This is a genomic window from Mucilaginibacter puniceus, from assembly GCF_054783175.1.
The window spans coordinates 1,251,479-1,270,270 of sequence record NZ_BAAGRB010000002.1; the positions used below are offsets into that span (position 1 = coordinate 1,251,479).

Consider the following 18,792-nt stretch of genomic DNA (forward strand, 5'->3'; position numbering starts at 1 on the left):
TTCACTTTCCTAAAAAATCAAATAAAAACATTAACTGCACTACCGGCAAGTATAAAAACGAACCGAACATTAGTTTGCGTGCTGCCTCGATCTGCAAGGTACGCATCAAATTAAAAGCCTGATATAAAAACACCAAACTGCATACTAATGATACACCACCTACAAAGTAACCGCCAAAGCCATATAAAGTTGGCAATAAACTAACGGGCAGCAATATTAAAGTAAATATAAAGGTAATTATTGCACTCACCTTATCTCTTTCGCCGGTGGGCAATAACCTGAAACCCGCCAGTTTATAATCATCATCCAATACCCAGGCAATTGCCCAAAAATGCGGAAACTGCCATACAAACTGTATCCCGAATAATATTAACGCGATCACATCAATTTTACCATATGCCGCTACATACCCAATTAATGGTGGCAATGCGCCCGGTATAGCACCCACAAAAACCGCTATTGGCGATTTACGCTTTAAAGGCGTATAAGCAAATGCATATAGTAATATGGAGAATACTGATAATAATCCTGTTAAAATATTCAAACTGCCTAAAACGTAGGTGCCTGATATGCCCATGCCTAAACCCATTACCAATGCCTGTCCGGTTGTCATATTACCTGCCGGGATGGGCCTGTCTTTGGTGCGTTTCATCAACTTATCAAGATCCTTCTCAATAATCTCATTAAAGCAATTAGCTGCCGAGGTAACCAGGAAACCGCCCAGTATGAGCAACGACCAATTACCCCACATAATAACGCCGTTTACTTTACAGCCTATTAAGTAAGATATTGACGCCGAAAAAACCACTAATAGGGTTAACCGCAGTTTGATCAGTTTTGTAAAATTGCTCCACCTCATCTTCGTGCCTCCTGTGTACTAACTGATCTATATAAATTTAACAGCAAATAAAACTGCGCGCCAAATAAAAGGCTTGCCAGTAAAATATGCGCCGCCTGTGCATAAGGCGGTAATGCCATATATGATAATAATAAGCCGGTAACAATTTGCAGTATAAGCATTAAAAAAGTAAAGCTCATTAATTGTTGCTGTATAGAGTGTTTACCAAACCCTCTTTTTATCAAAGCATATAATATGATGTTAACAACCAGTACAATTATAGCTACATCACGATGATGTACAAATATTTCGCCGGCATTACGTATCCAATCTTCACGGTAGCCACCTTGCAGGCGGCTTGATACCGCGTCAATTTTTTCGCGCACCTCGGTGCCGAATGTAATTTGTGCAATGCTAAGTATCAATGCCAATAAAGTAGCTATTTGTGTTACCACATTAACACGCAGCTTTGGCCTGCCATGCACTTTTGCTAAATGATAGGTGGTAATAGCTATAGCTACAATAGCTAAAGCCAATAACAAGTGGACGGTAATTATCCAGGCTATAAGGTTGGTTGATACTACTATTGACCCCAGCCATCCCTGGAAACCTATCAGTATTAAATTAAACACACTTAAAAAAGGAATCCATTTATTGGTTGCCCAATAACTAAAAGAATATACGGCAGTAAGCAATAAGAATATCCCTGACACAACACCTACCAAACGGTTGCCGTATTCAACCCAGGTTTTAGCAGCGTTAAACTCCTCGGGTATTAATATTGACCTGTCTTCGCGTATGCGGCGTGCCAGATCATCATAACCCAATAGGTCAAGTGTATGGGCAAACTTTTGGTTTTTAGCCATACGTCCATCTACATACTTCTGCTTATAGTCGGCAGGTAATTGTGAAACATCGGTTGGTGGAATATATCGTGTAAAGCATTTGGGCCAATCAGGACAGCCCATACCCGAGCCTGTACTGCGCACTATTCCTCCTGCCAATATCACAGCAAAAAGTGCAACAATACTTAGTAAATTAAATTTTTGAAACCTTGTTTTGGCGGTTACTTTGCTCATCTAAATATAAATAGCCCATAGTTTATAGTCGATGGTCCATGGCACTTGGCTATGGGCGATGATGACATAATAGATTAAATATCACCGACTATAAACCATGGGCTATGGACCATGGACATTTTATTACTTTACTTGCTCGTTAGCTTTTTGTGCATTTGCCCATTTTTGTTGTTCTTCAAGGGCTGATATATTGTCCTCAAAATCACTCGGAACATTTGAGTTCATAGTTTGTGAAAACGGAGTAGTTTGTGGTATAAAATCACCATCATCCTGACCCGGTTTGCTATAGTCATACGGCCAACGGTAAACGGTTGGGATCTCGCCCGGCCAGTTGCCATGGAAATGCTCAATAGGTGCGGTCCACTCTAAGGTATTTGCACTCCAAGGGTTTTGAGTTGTCTTTTTACCCCAAAATATAGAGGTTACAAAGTTGTATAAAAATGCAACCTGTGCTAAACCCGAAATAATAGCTGCCCAGGTTATAAACATATTTACAGATAACCAACGCTCCATTGAAGCAAACTCTGTAAAGGCATAATATCTACGTGGTACACCATCTAAGCCCATAAAGTGCATTGGGAAAAATACCAGGTAAGCGCCAATAAACGTTAACCAAAAATGCAGATAACCTAATTTGGTATCCATTAAACGGCCAAACATTTTAGGGAACCAGTGATAAACACCGCAAAGCATACCAAATATAGCAGCCGAACCCATTACCAGGTGGAAGTGAGCTACCACAAAGTAAGTATCATGCAGGTTAATATCTAACGCAGCGTTACCTAAAAATATACCGGTTAAACCACCTGAGATAAAGAAAGACACCATACCTATTGCAAATAACATAGCCGGTGTAAACCTGATATTGCCTCGCCATAAGGTAGCCAGCCAGTTAAATGTTTTTACTGCTGATGGTACCGCAATGATCAATGTAGTGATCATGAACACACCACCCAGGAACGGATTCATACCCGTTACAAACATGTGGTGACCCCATACTATAAATGATAGTACGGTAATACCTATTAATGAGTAAACCATGGCATGGTAACCAAAAATTGGTTTACGTGAGTTTACTGACATAACCTCTGACGCGATACCCATTGCCGGCATAATTACAATATATACCTCAGGGTGACCCAGGAACCAGAACAAGTGTTGAAACAAGATTGGACTACCGCCCTCAAATGGCATAACCTGCCCTGCCAGTACAATGTCTGACAGGTAGAAGCTGGTACCAAAGCTGCGGTCAAATATTAATAATACCACACCTGCAACTAAAACCGGGAAAGCCAAAACACCTAATATAGCTGTTAAAAAGAACGCCCAGATAGTTAAAGGCATTTTCCAAAGGTCCATACCTTTGGTACGCATGTTTAGTACCGTACTTACATAGTTGATACCACCCATTAGTGATGATGCTACAAACAGCACCATACTTATTAGCCATAGGGTCATCCCCTGGTCAGAACCGGGCATAGCTTTTGGCAATGCTGATAATGGCGGATATACTGTCCAGCCACCGCTTGCAGGGCCCTTTTGTACAAAGAATGAAGCCAGCATGATACAACAAGCCATAAAGAAGAACCAGTATGACAGCATATTCATAAAAGGCGATGCCATATCACGCGCACCAACCTGTAATGGTATTAACAGGTTACTAAACGTACCGCTTAAGCCGGCTGTTAATACAAAGAATACCATGATGGTACCGTGTATAGTTACCAATGACATATAAAAGTCAGCACTCATACGGCCCTCAGGCGCAAAACGGCCTAATAATGTTTCTAATAACGGGAATGCTTTATCCGGATAAGCTAATTGTATCCTGAATAAAATAGACAAGCTCATTGCAATAAATGCCATGGTTATCCCTGTTATCAGGAATTGCTTGGCAATCATTTTGTGATCCTGACTAAAAATATATTTGGTCAGGAAGGTATCGTGATGATGCTCGTGACCATCTTCGTGATGTGCTACTCCGTGATCCTGAACTGTTGCTGTTGACATAATCGCTAATTAATTGTTTAACGCTAATCTGTTGTTAGTTGATGTATTACTTTTCTCTGCTGCAAGTTTTAATTCGCTTTTTAACTGGTCGGTTAAATACGGTTTTTGGTTTGCGATCCATTGGTTGTACTCTGCTTCAGAAACCACACGTACAACTTTTTGCATATTGTAATGGCTTACTCCGCATATTTTGTTGCAATAAAGCAGGTATTCAAATTTAGGGTTGTCAGTTTTGTTACGCATTTCGTTAGTGGTAATAGTTGGCGTAAACCTAAAATAAGTAGGCAAGCCGGGTACCGCATTTAACTGCAGCCTAAAGTGAGGCATGTAAACGCTATGTATAACATCCTGTGCGTGTATATTTAACCTTATAGATCTGTTAACCGGAATAACTAATGTATCAGCCTTTAAATCATCAAACGCGTTTTTGTCTTTGTAATCAATACCCATTGCATTAGTACCACCTACCAATTTATAGCTGGTAGCTCCTAATTTATCATCGGCACCTGCATATCTTAACATCCACTCAAACTGTTTACCGGTAACATCAATGTTAATTGATGACTCGCCTTTACCATCGGTACTGTTGGTAATTTCCTGCCAGGTGAAAAATCCAAATACTACTAATATGGTTAATACAATGGCCGGGGCAATTGTCCAAACTTTTTCAATGGTATTGTTGTGCGGTAAAAAGTATGCTTTGCGCTTATCTGATCCTCTGTATAAATAAAGAAATACAAATAACGCTATCTGCGTAATAAAAAACACAATTAGCGTAAGGATAGTTGTTGTGTTAAACATCTGATCGATCTTTACACCATGTGCAGATGCTGATTCGCCCAAACCCATGCTGCCTTGCTCTGTAAGCGACCAATAAGCACCATATAAACCTACAACCAGGAATATAATGCAAATAGTTGCCATTACATTGTTCCAGTTTAAAGGCTTTTTGTTTTGTATCTGTTGCGAAAGGTCATACACCTTTAAAATTTTACCTATAATGGCTACTACAAAGCATAATACCAAAAACAGCAAAGTATAGTAGCCGACGCCTAACCAAACACTTGGTTTAGCAGCAGCATCTGGTGCGGTTGCGGCAGCATCCTGTGCCATTAGCAGGCTTGTTCCAAATAGGGCAAACACCGCAAAAAGCGAAATTAATTTTTTAGAATTTATAAGTCTTCTGAATCCCATTGTAATGTTTGTGTTTGGTATTCTTGTATTTGTTGCAAATTTAACAATTATTATATGTGGTGATGTAAGCTTTCCTCCAGGAAAGGATGGTTTACCGGCGCAAGCAATTTAAATTTACTTACCGCATTTAATACCAGGTAGGTAAATAATCCGGCGAAGCCTAAAAATACACCTAACTCTATCAAGCCAAACTCAGTATACCAGTGTGTTTGTGGTCCCACGGTACCTGGCATTATCATCATAAAATAATCTAACCAGTGGCCAATTACCAGTATGATACATACTGTTTTTAATACGCTTGTGCTACGTTTTGAATCGCGTGTCATTAATATTAATAACGGCGCACAAAAGTTAATCACTATGTTAAACCAAAACCATGGTTTAAATTCAGGCTCCCATCTTTTGTAAAAATACACCGCCTCTTCAGGTAAGTTAGCGTAATAGATAAGCAAGAACTGGGCAAACCATAAATAAGTCCAGAATACTGAGAAACCAAATATTAACTGGCCCATACTATGTAAGTGGTTTTGCGTAACCCACTGTATGTAGCCCTGGTTTCTGAGGTAAATTATTACCAGCGTAATTATTGCAAGGCCGCTTACCCACATAGCTGCAAAGTTGTACCACCCAAATAAGGTAGAGAACCAATGCGCATCTAATGACATAATAACATCAAAGGCAAATATTGGCGTAGTAAAACCAAATATTACCAGGAAGATACAAGCCATTTTAAAGCTCTTCTCATAGTTGAACATGCCACCTACTTCGTCTTCGTTTTTAGAGTATTTTACAAACAGCAACCCAAATATGGTGTAACATGCTAAAAAGCCAATTAAACGGATAAAGAAGAAAGGGATATTTAAAAATGATGATTTACCTGCGATGATGTGATCATAGTTTTCGCTGCCTTCTGTTGATACGCCGGCGGCTCCCCAAACTTTATATAAATAAGGTTCAACAACTTCTTTGCCTTCTTCGTTTACACCGTGGTGGGTAAATGATAAACCGGCAATAGCTACAATAACCAATATAGTAGCAGCGATAGGCAACACTTTAATAAATGCCTGTGGAATACGTATTATTGAAGCCGACCATCCGGCCTGTGCCACATACTGTACGGCGCAAAAGAAAACGCCGCATAAGCATACGCAAGTAAAGTAATAGCCCATTAGCAATAAATTGGCAAATGTGCGTTCAATACTACCCGTAAGAAATCCGAATGCAATGGCTACAACTCCTATAACAATAGCAATTAAGCTCCAGGTTTTAACAGTCCCTGTAAATTCAAATTGTTCGTCAAAACTATTATGAGTCTTCATTAAATTCTAATTCTTATAAAGTTTGTAATTTGTGAACGTACATAATTACCTTCCAACGCTCCTGTGGCGACAACTGTGAAGCGTATGAGCCCATAGCGTTATAGCCGTAAGTAATTGTATGGTATAATCTGCCGTCGTTTATATCTTTCATAGCACCACCACGTGTTGATTGACCGGTAGAGTATGATGGTGGCGCCGGGAAACCATGCGCGACTACTAAACCATCACCCTGGCCGGTAGCACCATGACACGGCGAGCAAAAACTTTTATACAATACCTCGCCATCAGCCAGGTTTTGAGCAGTCAATGCAAGCGGGTTGGTAACTTCGGCACTTGCCTGCTCCATACCTTCTACAGTATTTGGATAATCAAATTTTACAAAGCCTACCGGTACAGTACCGGCGGGTGGTACCTGTGCTGTTTTACCATCCTTAAAATTCGGGTTTTTCTGATCCGGATCATAAGCAAGGTGTCTATACATATTGGGGGCATACTCCCATCCGGTACTCCTTTTATCGTGGCATGATGTAATTACAATCGATGCTGCAATAGTAATAACCGCTGTACCCAATATTCTAAATTTATTCATAGCTAACATATTTTCTGTCGTTATGCTTAACTTCTACTGCTCCTGCTTCTTTTAATAAATTGGTGATGTCTTCATGAGGCACATTTCCTTTAGCATCAATGGCGATAACAAAACGATCATCAGTTGCTCTAAAGTCCATTACACGTGGCGCACGTCCAGGAAAAAGGTGCGTAGCGTAAAAGAAGGTAAATGTCATACCAAACGCGGTAAATAACACGGTCCACTCAAACGTAACCGGGATAAAATCCGGCACGGCAAAATTTGGTTTGCCGCCTATATTCATCGGCCAGTCATGAACCATAAAATAGTAAACCAGGCTGAATATTACGGTACCGCCTAAACAGCCAAACATAAAAGCTGCGTAACCTAAGCGTGACTCTTTGATACCTAATTTTGCTTCAATACCGTGTATAGGCATTGGTGTATATACATCATAAATAGGAACACTATTTTTCTGTAGTTTGTCAATCCCGGTCATCATATCATCGGGATCATCAAAAAGGCCTAAAATATATTTGGTGCTGCTCATTTTCGTTTATGCGTTTTCGTATTCCTTAATATCAACACTGTCAAATTTCTCTAATGATTCTTTATAGAATTGCGCGTGCGTTGGGTCAACATGGCCCTCTGCCAATACTTTCTTCTTAGCCTGCTCGCTTGAGCTTTTCAGTAATAATTTCACTTCGGCCATAGCAATTGAAGGCAATACTCTTATAAATAACAGGAACAAAGTAAAGAATACACCTATTGAACCTATAAATACACTCACATCAACCCAGGTTGGATAAAACATGGCCCAGCTTGATGGAATATAATCGCGGTGTAATGAAGTAACGATGATCACAAAACGCTCAAACCACATACCTATGTTTACTACTATTGATAGTACCCATGAGAAAGCGATGCTGGTACGTAATTTTTTGAACCAGAATAACTGCGGGCTGATAACGTTACATGACATCATGCTCCAGTATGCCCACCAGTACGGACCGGTAGCACGGTTAATGAAAGCATATTGCTCATACTCCACACCTGAATACCAGGCGATGAAAAACTCGGTGATATAAGCCACACCCACTATTGAACCTGTTAAGATGATGATCTTATTCATTGATTCAATATGGAACATGGTAATGTAGTTCTCTAATCCTAATACTTTACGGGCTACCAATAATAAGGTTTGCACCATGGCGAAACCAGAGAAGATAGCACCCGCAACGAAGTATGGAGGGAAGATGGTAGTGTGCCATCCCGGCTCTAATGATGTTGCAAAGTCCATTGATACAATGGTGTGTACCGATAGTACCAGTGGTGTAGATATACCTGCTAATATTAATGATACGGTTTCAAAACGCTGCCATGTTTTTACTGAACCTGTCCATCCGAAAGAAAGAACAGAATATATACGGCGACGTAAGCCTTGTGCACGGTCACGAATGGTAGCAATATCAGGCAATAAACCGGTGTACCAGAATACTAATGATACCGAGAAGTAAGTTGATATTGCGAATACGTCCCAAACCAGCGGCGAGTTAAAGTTAACCCATAACGAACCATATTGGTTAGGTAATGGTAAAGTGTATAACGCCATCCACGGGCGGCCCATGTGCGATACCACGTAAGTAGCCGCGCAAATTACCGCGAAGATGGTCATCGCCTCGGCAGAGCGGTTAATGGAGTTACGCCAGTTTTGACGGAACAGTAACAATACGGCCGAGATCAAAGTACCGGCGTGACCAATACCTACCCACCATACGAAACCGGTAATATCCCAGGCCCATCCAACTGTTTTGTTTAGTCCCCACGCGCCAATACCAAACCAAAAGGTGTAGCTAACGGCAAACACCCAAAGTAATGCGCCTAATGATGATATGATAAAACCTATCCACCATGCTTTATTGGGTTTGTTCTCAACGGGTAAAAGTACATCATTGGTAATTTTAGCATACGTGATGTCGTTACCCGTAATTAACGGTTCCCTTATTATTGATTCATTATGAGATGCCATATTTTAAATCTAAATCTCTGTGTAATGATTAAGCTCCTAATTCAGCTACGTTTCTAACCTTAACCTGGTAACCTATACCCGGCTGTACATTTAATTCTTCCAGAACGTAATAAGTTCTTTCGCTTTTTAATGCTTTTGATACTTCTGATTCAGGATCATTAGCATTACCAAATATGATAGCGTTGGCTGGGCAAGTTTGCTGGCAAGCCATTTTGATATCACCATCGGCAACCGGGCGTTTCTCTAATTTAGCGTTAAGCTTACCTAACTGTATACGTTGGATACACATACTGCATTTTTCCATTACCCCACGGAAACGTGTAGTAACATCCGGATTTAATACTAATTGTGTATGCTCGTTGTTCAGGTAGTTATCAAAACGAGAATCGTTCCAGTAGTTGAACCAGTTAAAGCGACGTACTTTGTACGGGCAGTTATTAGCGCAATAGCGTGTACCTACGCAACGGTTATAAGCCATGTGGTTTAAACCTTCAGACGAGTGAACGGTAGCTAATACCGGACAAACAGTTTCGCAAGGTGCATGATCACAGTGCTGGCAAAGCATTGGCTGGTGTACCACAGATACATTATTCATGTTATCCAGGTGCGCAATTTCTTTTTCTTTGGTTACCGATTTACCACCCTCGTTAAAGCTGTAGTAACGGTCAATACGTATCCAGTGCATTTCGCGGCGGCGGCGAACCTCGTCACGTCCAACTACAGGCACGTTATTTTCGGCATTACAAGCTACAACACAAGCACCGCAACCGGTACAAGCATTAAGATCGATAGCCATTACCCAATTGTAAACAGGGCGCTCATACTCGTTCCATAAGCTATAAGTTTTATGCTCTTCGCCATGGCCGCTGCCTGAATGTGGGTCTTTTAAATAATCTTTTAAAGTAGTTTCGCGTATAACGTTACGCCCTTCGTACGAGTGGTGAGTTTGGGTTTGAGCCAACTCAATATTATCGCCGGTTGCAGTTACCGTACCAACGTTAGTAGTTTGTACTGTACCATTACGTAAAGCACAGAACGGATATGCGTTTTTACCTACATTATCGCCTACCGGGCCTGCCGCTGTACGGCCATAACCCAATGCGATAGATATTGCACCTTCTGCCTGGCCGGGTTGTAATAATACCGGTAAAGCAATAGTTTGATTGTTAACATCAATACTTATTACATCACCTTCGGCAAGGTTTAATCTCTTCAGGTCGGTGTATGATATAGCTGCAAAGTTATCCCAGGTTACTTTTGATACCGGATCTGGCAATTCCTGCAACCATGGGTTGTTGGCACGTTTACCATCGCGCATGGCTGCGCTTTGATAAAGTTGTATCTCTAATTTATTGTCGCCTGCTGCAATTTGCGCGCTGTGTGCTATAATGGTACCTGCAACAGCATTAACATCTTGTGTAAACGCATAAGCTTTAGCAGGTGCTGTTGGCACACTGATAAAACCATTTTGCAATACAGTTTCCCAACCAGACTGACCGCTTAAGCCAGCCATATCCAGGAAGTTACCCTCCCAAATGTTTCTTACATAACTGTAATAATCAGGTATTTCGCTTTCAGACCATACCATTAAACTTTGCTCGGCCTGGCGTGTGTTATACACCGGGTTAATAGTAGGTTGTATTATGGTGTAATAGCCTTCTTTAATGTTATCATCGCCCCATGACTCTAAATAGTGGTGGTTTGGAGCAATTACATTACATATAGAGGCAGTTTCATCTTTATGATCTGAGAAAGATAATTTAAGACGTACTTTGGCTAAGGCGTTGGTTAATTCAGGAGCATTATGATAATCATAAACCGGATTAGCATCTAAAAACAATACTGCGCCAACTACACCCGCTTTCAATTCGCCTAAAAACTCAGTAAACTGTGCATCATTACCTACATATTGGTTTGAATAGTTATCCAAATCAATAGTAGTGCCGTAACTGCCTAATGCCGCGTTAATGGCATTAACTAAAACTTGTGTAGCTACATCATTTGAGCCACATACCACTAAGGCCCTGCCTTTGGCAGCCTGTAGCTCTTTAGCTACAACCGCAATTGCAGCATTAGCAGCATTGTTATCCAGTTTTTTACTTCCGGTTAAAGTAGTGCCTGTAATTGCATTGTATAAATTAATTAAAGCAATGCCTTGTTCTGATGGTTTAATTGGTATACGCACATCCGCGTTGGTACCTGTCAAACTCATACCTGTTTCAAACTGGATATGGCGAGACATTTTTTTCGCCTCAAGCGATTTCGCGTTACGGTTTTGTACGTACTGCGCGGTAAACTCGTTTGGAGATATCCATGTTCCAAGGAAATCGGCATCAAAGCTTACAATGACATCGGCTTTATCAAAATTGTAATGAGGTAAAACAGATCTGCCAAAGCTATTTTGGTTGGCCTGTATAATACCTGTATAGGATACTGCATCATAAGCAATATGTTTTGCAGTAGGATATGCGGCTATAAATTCATCAATTACAGCAACTGTTGAAGGGCTGTGAATAGTAGATGAAATGATACGTATTTGTTTACCACTTGCAACTATTGCAGCAAGTTCGCTTTTTACAAAAGAGTCAATAGTACCCCAGTCCTGGCTATTGCCATCACGCATTGGGCCTTTTAAGCGGTTAACGTCATACAGGTCCAATACTGATGCTTGTGCCTGTGCGCTTAGTCCGCCACGGCCCATAATATCTTTAGGGTTACCTTCAACCTTAATAGGGCGGCCCTCGCGGGTTTTAACCAAAATGGCATGGCCCTCATAAGTTGAAGTATAGTAGTTAGCTACACCCGGGGTAACCTCTTCGGGTTTAATTAAGTATGGTATAGATTTGTTTACCGGCACTTTTTGACAAGCAGCCAGGGTAACGGCACCAACGCCAAAACCTACCGCCTTTAAAAAGTCGCGACGCGGGGTTTTACCCAACAATCCACCTCCGCTTAAAACATCTTCGATAGGAATAGGTTCAGCGAATTCGTTTTTATTGTTCTCAACAAATTCCGGTGTTTTGTTTAGTTCTTCTAAACCTTTCCAGTATTTTTTATTGCTATCCATTTAAGCTATATAATATATAAACCGTAATGCTGTTCTCTATTAATTAATAATGGCACTTACCGCACTCTAAACCGCCCATCATGGCTTCAGTAACCTTACCGCCTTTTTTGATCAGGTCATGTACGTGTATCATGTTCTCGTAATGAGCGTTTCCTTTGATGTTGATCTCGGTACGTTTGTGGCACTGTATACACCATTTCATGGTAAGTGGCGCGTATTGTTTAACCTCGGCCATTGTTTCAATAGGGCCATGGCAAGTTTGGCATTTAATACCGCCAACGGTTACGTGTTGCGAGTGATTAAAGTAAGCAAAATCGGGCAGGTTATGTATACGCACCCACTGTATTGGCCTTGATTTAGCCTCGTCATATTTTTGTGTTTCAGGATCATATCCTAAAGCGTCATATATTTTATGAATTTCAGGCGATTCTGTTTTAACTACCTTATGGCAGTTCATACACACGTTTAATGATGGTATAGAAGCATTTTTTGATTTAAATGCACCGCTGTGGCAATACTGGCACTCAATTTTCATGATACCCGCGTGCAACTCGTGCGAGTATTTGATAGGCTGTACCGGTTGATAACCCTGGTGTACGTTGGTGTTCCATAAAGTAACCCATGTCCAGCTACCCATACCTACAAAACCACATAGTAAAACAAAAAATACAAATTTCTTATTCTTGGCCAGCTTCTTTAATCCTGCAAATTTATCAACTTCAACCCCGTCTGCATCAACAACCTCTTCTTCAATGATAAGGGTTTTGTTTTTTGACAATAAACGCTCTAAAGTGGCAATTACTTTATTTAATACCAGTATAACTATAAATGCTATAACTATAACCGCTATCAAACCCCAAATAACCAATTCGCTTGGGCCTTTATCTTCGGCAACAGCACCACCGGCAGGAGCAGCAGCTTTAGCATCCTCCATCTTTTTCCAGTCGGCACGTACATAAGCAATAACGTCTGCTGCCTCTGCATCAGATACGGCTTGTGCCGGCATCACTGCCTCATTATACTCCTTGAAAATTTTTACTGCCTTAGCGTCGCCGGCCTGAACCAAAGCCTGGCTATTCTGTATCCATTTGGTTAACCATTGGTCATCAGTTTCAGATGCCATAATAGGCCCCAATGCCGGACCCGCTACGCGGACGTCAATTTTATGACAAGCCCCACAATTTTGCTTGAATATAGCCTCGCCTTTCGCAGGGTCTCCTTGTGCCTGAGCAGAAAATCCCCAAACAGCAAAACAGGCGAGCAATAAAACTGACCTTGAGAATTGTTTAAAAATCAATGAGATACTCCTCATAAAGTGTATGTGTGCTAAATAATTATTGTACAAATGTTTTTGAAAGTGCAGTCAGACGTATAATATCCCCCGTTTTTTCAGCCACAAAAGTATAATTTATTACAGTATCGCTGACAAATAAATGACAGTAATAAATAATTTATAATCGTTCTAAATAAATTAAAAGTTGCTAAAAAAAGAGGTTGTAAATCAATAAAATACGCAATACAATAAATGGTTAATTATGAATATTGGCATTTTTAGCTATTGGCCGATTTGAACTTTTGATTTTTTAAAAGCGCTAAATACTAGTCCATATATACTGAATACTAGCTCCTATAAGCTGTAACTTAATAACTACTTTGATATATAATAGTAAACTAATATATTCGTTCTATATCAATTGTAAACCGGATACATTAACCTAATAACCTTATTATGAAAAAAATAACTCTTCTTTTATTATCAGCTTTAGCTTTTTTACAATCAAATGCGCAAAGCCTGCCAAAAGTGCAAGAAAAAAGTGTGCGCGCACCTGCCAATGTCAGAATTGATGGTAAGCCAACCGAATGGGGCGACAGTTTCCAGGCTTATAACCCCACTACCGAATTATCATACACCATGGCCAACGATGATAAAAATTTGTATATAACCGTACAAGCTAATGACTCAAGATTCTACGGCGTGACAAGCAGAATATTTGCAAGGGGGATAACTTTTACCTTTGTAGATAATAAAGTAAAAGATAATAAGGGGATAAGCGTTACCTGGCCGGTAAAAAATATTCCGGATGTAAGGCGTTATATGTTTTTGGAGAATCGTGTTAACGGCAAAAAAACTGATGTGTCCGATTCGCTGCTTAAAGCTGTCAATAACAGTTTAGAGAAACGGTTTAAATTTATAACCGTAAGTGGTGTAAAAGATGTGGACACCATACCCGTATTTAACGATTTGGGCATTGAAGCATTCCATAAATATGACCAGAAAGAAAACTACAACCTGGAGTTGAGCATTCCATTGGAATTGATACGTAGCCAGATCAATACGGCAAATACCTTCACTTATAAAATGACAATAAATGGCGCGGCAGTAGGGGCGCAAGTATTAGGAGAAAGAGCTTTAGCCAGTCAAGCTGCAATTGCAAAAATAATTTCTTCCGGAGGGGGAACTATAACAATGAATGGCCAAACAATTAGAGTTGTGAGTGGCGGTGGTGGCGGTAGTATGTCGGCGCCGATAGCTGCGCCTTCTAATATGCAGGTTGCATCGGCAATGCCGTCCTCGGAGCCGGGTGTGCTTGAGTATCAATCATCAACATCTTTTACCGGCGAATATACTTTAGCCAAGTAGCTTTGCATAAAAAAGGCGCTAAATATTTGCCGTATTTACTGTAACCGAATAATTACTTTGATATATAATAGTAAACTAATATATTCGTTCTATACCAATTCTAAACCGGATACATTAACCTAATAACCTTATTATGAAAAAAATAACTCTTCTTTTATTATCAGCTTTAGCTTTTTTTCAATCAAATGCGCAAAGCCTCCCTAAAGTGCAAGAAAAAAGTGTGCGTGCACCTGCCAATGTTAGAATTGATGGTAAGCCAACCGAATGGGGCGACAGCTTCCAGGCATATAACCCCACTACCGAATTATCATATACTATGGCTAACGATGATAAAAATTTATATATAGTAGTACAAGCTAATGACGCCAGATTCTTTGGTGTGGTAAGCAGAATAGTTGCAAGGGGGATAACCTTTAACTTTGTAGATAATAAAGTGAAAGATAATAAGGGGATAAGCGTTACCTGGCCTGTAAAAAATATTCCGGATGTAAGGCGTTATGGATCTATGAATTCTTCAGACACGCTGCTTGCAGGTACTAATAACAGTTTAGAGAAACGGTTTAGATTTATAACCGTAAGTGGTGTAAAAGATGTGGACACCATACCCGTGTTTAACGATTTGGGCATTGAGGCATCCCATAAATTTGACATTAAAGACAACTACACCGTGGAGTTGAGCGTTCCGTTGGAATTGATACGTAGCCAGATCAATGCGGCGGGCAAGTTCTCGTATAAAATAACTATAAATGGCCAGGTAATAGGGGGACCAATATACGGACAAGCTGCAATAGCCGACGCAGCTAAAATGGGGATCACTATGAATGCGAATGGCCAAGCATTAAATGCAAGACCTATGGGTGGCAACGTTGTTACAGTTGTGAGGGGTAATAGTGGCGGTAATATGTCGGCGCCGACACCTGCGCCCTCTAATATACCATCGGGCCGGGATCCTAGGGGTACAGTGCTTGAGTATCAATCATCAACATCTTTTACCGGCGAATATACATTGGCCAAGTAGTTGCGCTTTAAAGCATCTATTTATTAAAAACTTTGGCTTTTACGGGTCAATTGCTTAAAGCCACCACAGATGAGTGAGATATGTTGTGGCTTTTTATAAACTAAAAAAAAGGCCATACCAATATGCAACTACAAGTCAGTTGCATGCTGGCATAGCCAAAAACTAAACCTAACCTTTATTACAAAACCCAATGAAAGCCATTTATTTAACGCTATCAATAGTTTTAATAAGCTTGCACTTAGCAGCACAACAGCCGGCCGAACCGCCCCCTGCCCTGGAGTTTAGGGATGTGACCGGTATAGTACGGGACGAAAATGAAGACCCGATAGCCGGGGTAACGGTGACCCTTAAGTCGCCGCTTGATTCGCTTGTTACCACTACCAATAGCCGGGGCTTGTTCACCTTTAAACAAGTGAAACGGGCAGGCTTTTACATAACGACAAGCCGCCCCGGCCAGCCCGCCCAAACCGTTCTGTTGCGCAATAATGACCTGGAAAAGCAAATTATTTTAACCCCAATAGATTATGGAACACCTAAAGCCACTGAATTAAGGGAGGTGATGATAAACGGCAAACCCACTATAACGTATAAGCAAGATACTGTTGAATATAAAGCCATTGATTATAAGATACGCCCGGGAGATACCCTGGATGAATTATTAAAAAAGATGGACGGTTTTTACATTGACCCAAATACTGGAACCATAACTTATAAGGGCGAAATTGTTGGGAAGGGCCGGCTAAATGGACGCGACTTTTTGGGTGGCAATGCCAGCCAAATGGCAAAATCGTTGCCTGCCGAAATTATTGAAAAGGCCCAGGTAGTTGATTACTATGGCGAACAAGCCGCCAAAACAGGTATAAAAAATACCGAGCCTGAAAAAATGTTGAATGTTACTACCAAGGCAGACCGATCTGTTGGTACTACCATCAGCACAAATGCACAGGGCGGAAATGACAACAGGTTCAATGCAAGTATTAGCGCACTCCACATTAACGCTAACCGGCAGATAGGGTTAGCCGGGCGTATCAGCAATTCGCAATTGGGTGTAGCACAAGGCACAAGCGGCGGCGGTGGGGCAGGAACCACATTTAGTGCCAACCCAAGCGTGAGTTATAGCGATCATTGGACAAAAACCGACCTTACCGCCAGCTATAACTATAACTATACGGATAACAAGGTCATTCAAAAACAATTTGGCGAAGACTATTATGCCGGGCCGACACCCGATGTGAAATACACCGGTAATTTTAACAACGAAACCAGCAATAATTCAATAAGTGAGGGCCACAGAGCGGCCTTAAACTATAGTCATACTTTTGATAAAAGCAATAATATCCAGGTAACGCCTAATTTTAATTACAGCAATAACACGGTTAACAATACCTCATATAATGACATTATAAGAAACTTAGGGCCCGCCTTTGAACACTTTACCACCAACAGTACTAATAGCACTAATTCCCTTAATACTACTTACGGTATGACGGGCTTTTATCAGCATATATTTAAGGATCCAAGACGTAATTTATCTGTACAAATGGGTATAAACAGCAATGACACTAAACAGAATGGCCGCCAATATAACAGCTATAGCTTTTTTGCGGACGAAACACAAAACAATAAGCTACGAGCCGACTCGGTAGCCAACCTGCAAACCCGCAAAACAAGCAATAACACCCGTTTTAATACAACGGTAACCTATGTAGAGCCGCTTACAAAAACATCACAAATTCAGTTTTCAGGCGCTGTTAACCATACTGTAATTGATAACGTAGCCAAAACAGATACCGTGCAGGCTAACGGGCAGTTAAAGGAGCTTACCAGGCTAAGCAATATATTCAACTACGCGTTTACCGAAACCCGCTTACAACTTAACTATTCTTACACTTCCAACAGGGTAACGCTTTCTGCAGGGGCATCGATGCTGCCTACTACATTAACCGGCACCATGGTTAACAACAATAATAACCAAACGGTATCATCCTCTTTAAACAATTTTAGGGTGATACCGGTATTGAGCTTTAGTTATTATATTTCGGCTACAGAAAAGGCAGGTTTATATTACAGCGGTAACAATACTATTCCTGATTTCCAACAGATACAACCTTTTACTGATAGATCCAACCCTCTCAATGTCATCATTGGTAACCCTAACCTTAAGCCTACGTTTACCAATCGTGTAAGTGCCTCCTATGATAAATACATACCCGAGTCAAAAATAAACATCACCTTAACCGTAAACGCGTCGGATATTAAGAACAAAGTAACAACCAATAACATACTACGGCCGGGAATAAAAGTAAGTGGTGGTGCTGACATTAACATTAATGAAACAAACTTTGTAAATCTTGACGGATCGCATGCTGTTGGTGCAAATTATACCTTTAACAAGCAATTGGCCGATAAGCGCTATAATCTGTTGTTTAGCGGGTCGGTAAATTATGGCTACGATGTGGCTATGGGCAATAATGTACAATACCATACCACCACCTGGCAGATCAACCAGCGTTTTGGCCCAAGGATAAACACCGAAATTATAGAAGTGAACCCCTATATAGCGTATAATGTTCGACGCGTCTATATTTCAACGGCAGGTTCCGCCACAACAAATTTACAAACCACCTCATTAGCAATAGACGGCAGGTTTTTCTTTGGCGACTGGCGGCCCAATTACAGCGTATCAAAAAACTTTGTTAAAGGTTTAGGACCGCTTAACACTAACCCGTTGATAATAAATGCGGGGATAGAAAAGCAACTGAGCAAGAAAAATGCCCTGTTTTTAACATTCAATGTATATGATATTTTAAAGCAAAATAACTTTGTACAGCAATCAGTAACTCCTACTCGTGTAACTAACACCCTGTCAAATACATTAAGCCGTTATTTTATGATAGGATTGCGCGCCCAATTCCAACATTGGGGTGGCCGGCCTAAACGTAACGGAAAGGACCTACAACGTAAAGGTGACGGAAGCTTTATTTATTAATTATTATAAAAGCTAAGAAAAATTAAAACCCGTTTGTTCA

At 40.6% G+C, this 18,792-nt stretch carries 13 protein-coding genes; 3 read left to right on the forward strand and 10 right to left on the reverse strand.

Features of this window, described 5'->3' with window-relative positions:
• Nucleotide 1 precedes the first annotated feature (1 nt).
• The 10 genes from cyoE to ACYVJ6_RS12670 form a co-directional block, all read right to left on the reverse strand.
• On the reverse strand, nucleotides 2-859 hold the full coding sequence (gene cyoE / locus ACYVJ6_RS12625) for a heme o synthase (RefSeq protein ID WP_460694427.1): 858 nt from the start codon (nucleotides 857-859) through the stop codon (nucleotides 2-4).
• Entirely contained in the window at nucleotides 856-1,917 is a 1,062-nt protein-coding gene (locus tag ACYVJ6_RS12630; protein ID WP_460694428.1) for a COX15/CtaA family protein, read from the reverse strand. The genes cyoE and ACYVJ6_RS12630 overlap by 4 nt, the downstream gene beginning before the upstream one ends.
• 123 nt (nucleotides 1,918-2,040) lie before the next feature.
• On the reverse strand, nucleotides 2,041-3,819 hold the full coding sequence (locus ACYVJ6_RS12635) for a cytochrome c oxidase subunit I (protein ID WP_460694632.1): 1,779 nt from the start codon (nucleotides 3,817-3,819) through the stop codon (nucleotides 2,041-2,043).
• Nucleotides 3,820-3,936: 117 nt separating this feature from the next.
• Entirely contained in the window at nucleotides 3,937-5,121 is a 1,185-nt protein-coding gene (locus ACYVJ6_RS12640; protein ID WP_460694429.1) for a cytochrome c oxidase subunit II, read from the reverse strand.
• Between the two features lie 50 nt (nucleotides 5,122-5,171).
• Nucleotides 5,172-6,440: a quinol:cytochrome C oxidoreductase gene (locus ACYVJ6_RS12645; protein WP_460694430.1), complete on the reverse strand. Its 1,269-nt coding sequence runs from the start codon at nucleotides 6,438-6,440 to the stop codon at nucleotides 5,172-5,174.
• Between the two features lie 13 nt (nucleotides 6,441-6,453).
• Nucleotides 6,454-7,029: a c-type cytochrome gene (locus tag ACYVJ6_RS12650; RefSeq protein ID WP_460694431.1), complete on the reverse strand. Its 576-nt coding sequence runs from the start codon at nucleotides 7,027-7,029 to the stop codon at nucleotides 6,454-6,456.
• Complete coding sequence (locus ACYVJ6_RS12655; RefSeq protein WP_460694432.1) at nucleotides 7,022-7,558, reverse strand: DUF3341 domain-containing protein; 537 nt, start codon at nucleotides 7,556-7,558, stop codon at nucleotides 7,022-7,024. Before ACYVJ6_RS12655 ends, ACYVJ6_RS12650 begins: the two co-directional genes overlap by 8 nt.
• 6 nt (nucleotides 7,559-7,564) lie before the next feature.
• Complete coding sequence (gene nrfD / locus ACYVJ6_RS12660; protein ID WP_460694433.1) at nucleotides 7,565-9,037, reverse strand: NrfD/PsrC family molybdoenzyme membrane anchor subunit; 1,473 nt, start codon at nucleotides 9,035-9,037, stop codon at nucleotides 7,565-7,567.
• 28 nt (nucleotides 9,038-9,065) lie between these two features.
• Nucleotides 9,066-12,104, reverse strand: coding sequence for a TAT-variant-translocated molybdopterin oxidoreductase (locus tag ACYVJ6_RS12665; RefSeq protein WP_460694434.1), 3,039 nt, complete (start codon nucleotides 12,102-12,104; stop codon nucleotides 9,066-9,068).
• 43 nt (nucleotides 12,105-12,147) lie between these two features.
• Nucleotides 12,148-13,416, reverse strand: coding sequence for a c-type cytochrome (locus ACYVJ6_RS12670; protein ID WP_460694435.1), 1,269 nt, complete (start codon nucleotides 13,414-13,416; stop codon nucleotides 12,148-12,150).
• Between the two features lie 417 nt (nucleotides 13,417-13,833).
• Here ACYVJ6_RS12670 and ACYVJ6_RS12675 point away from each other — a divergent pair, with 417 nt between their 5' ends.
• The 3 genes from ACYVJ6_RS12675 to ACYVJ6_RS12685 all read left to right on the forward strand — a co-directional run bounded on the left by ACYVJ6_RS12675 (nucleotide 13,834) and on the right by ACYVJ6_RS12685 (nucleotide 18,752).
• Nucleotides 13,834-14,745, forward strand: coding sequence for a hypothetical protein (locus ACYVJ6_RS12675; protein ID WP_460694436.1), 912 nt, complete (start codon nucleotides 13,834-13,836; stop codon nucleotides 14,743-14,745).
• 133 nt (nucleotides 14,746-14,878) lie between these two features.
• The gene (locus ACYVJ6_RS12680) at nucleotides 14,879-15,763 is read left to right on the forward strand and encodes a hypothetical protein (RefSeq protein ID WP_460694437.1); all 885 of its coding nucleotides are present in this window, start codon (nucleotides 14,879-14,881) and stop codon (nucleotides 15,761-15,763) included.
• 190 nt (nucleotides 15,764-15,953) lie between these two features.
• Nucleotides 15,954-18,752 carry a TonB-dependent receptor gene (locus tag ACYVJ6_RS12685; RefSeq protein WP_460694438.1) on the forward strand — a complete coding sequence of 933 codons (2,799 nt, stop codon included), beginning with the start codon at nucleotides 15,954-15,956 and terminating at the stop codon, nucleotides 18,750-18,752.
• Nucleotides 18,753-18,792: the final 40 nt, after the last annotated feature.

Coding starts and splice junctions, on each gene's coding strand:
- cyoE (WP_460694427.1), bottom strand. CDS start 859: ATGAGGTGGAGCAATTTTACAAAACTGATCAAACTGCGGTTAACCCTA.
- ACYVJ6_RS12630 (WP_460694428.1), bottom strand. CDS start 1,917: ATGAGCAAAGTAACCGCCAAAACAAGGTTTCAAAAATTTAATTTACTA.
- ACYVJ6_RS12635 (WP_460694632.1), bottom strand. CDS start 3,819: ATGATTGCCAAGCAATTCCTGATAACAGGGATAACCATGGCATTTATT.
- ACYVJ6_RS12640 (WP_460694429.1), bottom strand. CDS start 5,121: ATGGGATTCAGAAGACTTATAAATTCTAAAAAATTAATTTCGCTTTTT.
- ACYVJ6_RS12645 (WP_460694430.1), bottom strand. CDS start 6,440: ATGAAGACTCATAATAGTTTTGACGAACAATTTGAATTTACAGGGACT.
- ACYVJ6_RS12650 (WP_460694431.1), bottom strand. CDS start 7,029: ATGAATAAATTTAGAATATTGGGTACAGCGGTTATTACTATTGCAGCA.
- ACYVJ6_RS12655 (WP_460694432.1), bottom strand. CDS start 7,558: ATGAGCAGCACCAAATATATTTTAGGCCTTTTTGATGATCCCGATGAT.
- nrfD (WP_460694433.1), bottom strand. CDS start 9,037: ATGGCATCTCATAATGAATCAATAATAAGGGAACCGTTAATTACGGGT.
- ACYVJ6_RS12665 (WP_460694434.1), bottom strand. CDS start 12,104: ATGGATAGCAATAAAAAATACTGGAAAGGTTTAGAAGAACTAAACAAA.
- ACYVJ6_RS12670 (WP_460694435.1), bottom strand. CDS start 13,416: ATGAGGAGTATCTCATTGATTTTTAAACAATTCTCAAGGTCAGTTTTA.
- ACYVJ6_RS12675 (WP_460694436.1), top strand. CDS start 13,834: ATGAAAAAAATAACTCTTCTTTTATTATCAGCTTTAGCTTTTTTACAA.
- ACYVJ6_RS12680 (WP_460694437.1), top strand. CDS start 14,879: ATGAAAAAAATAACTCTTCTTTTATTATCAGCTTTAGCTTTTTTTCAA.
- ACYVJ6_RS12685 (WP_460694438.1), top strand. CDS start 15,954: ATGAAAGCCATTTATTTAACGCTATCAATAGTTTTAATAAGCTTGCAC.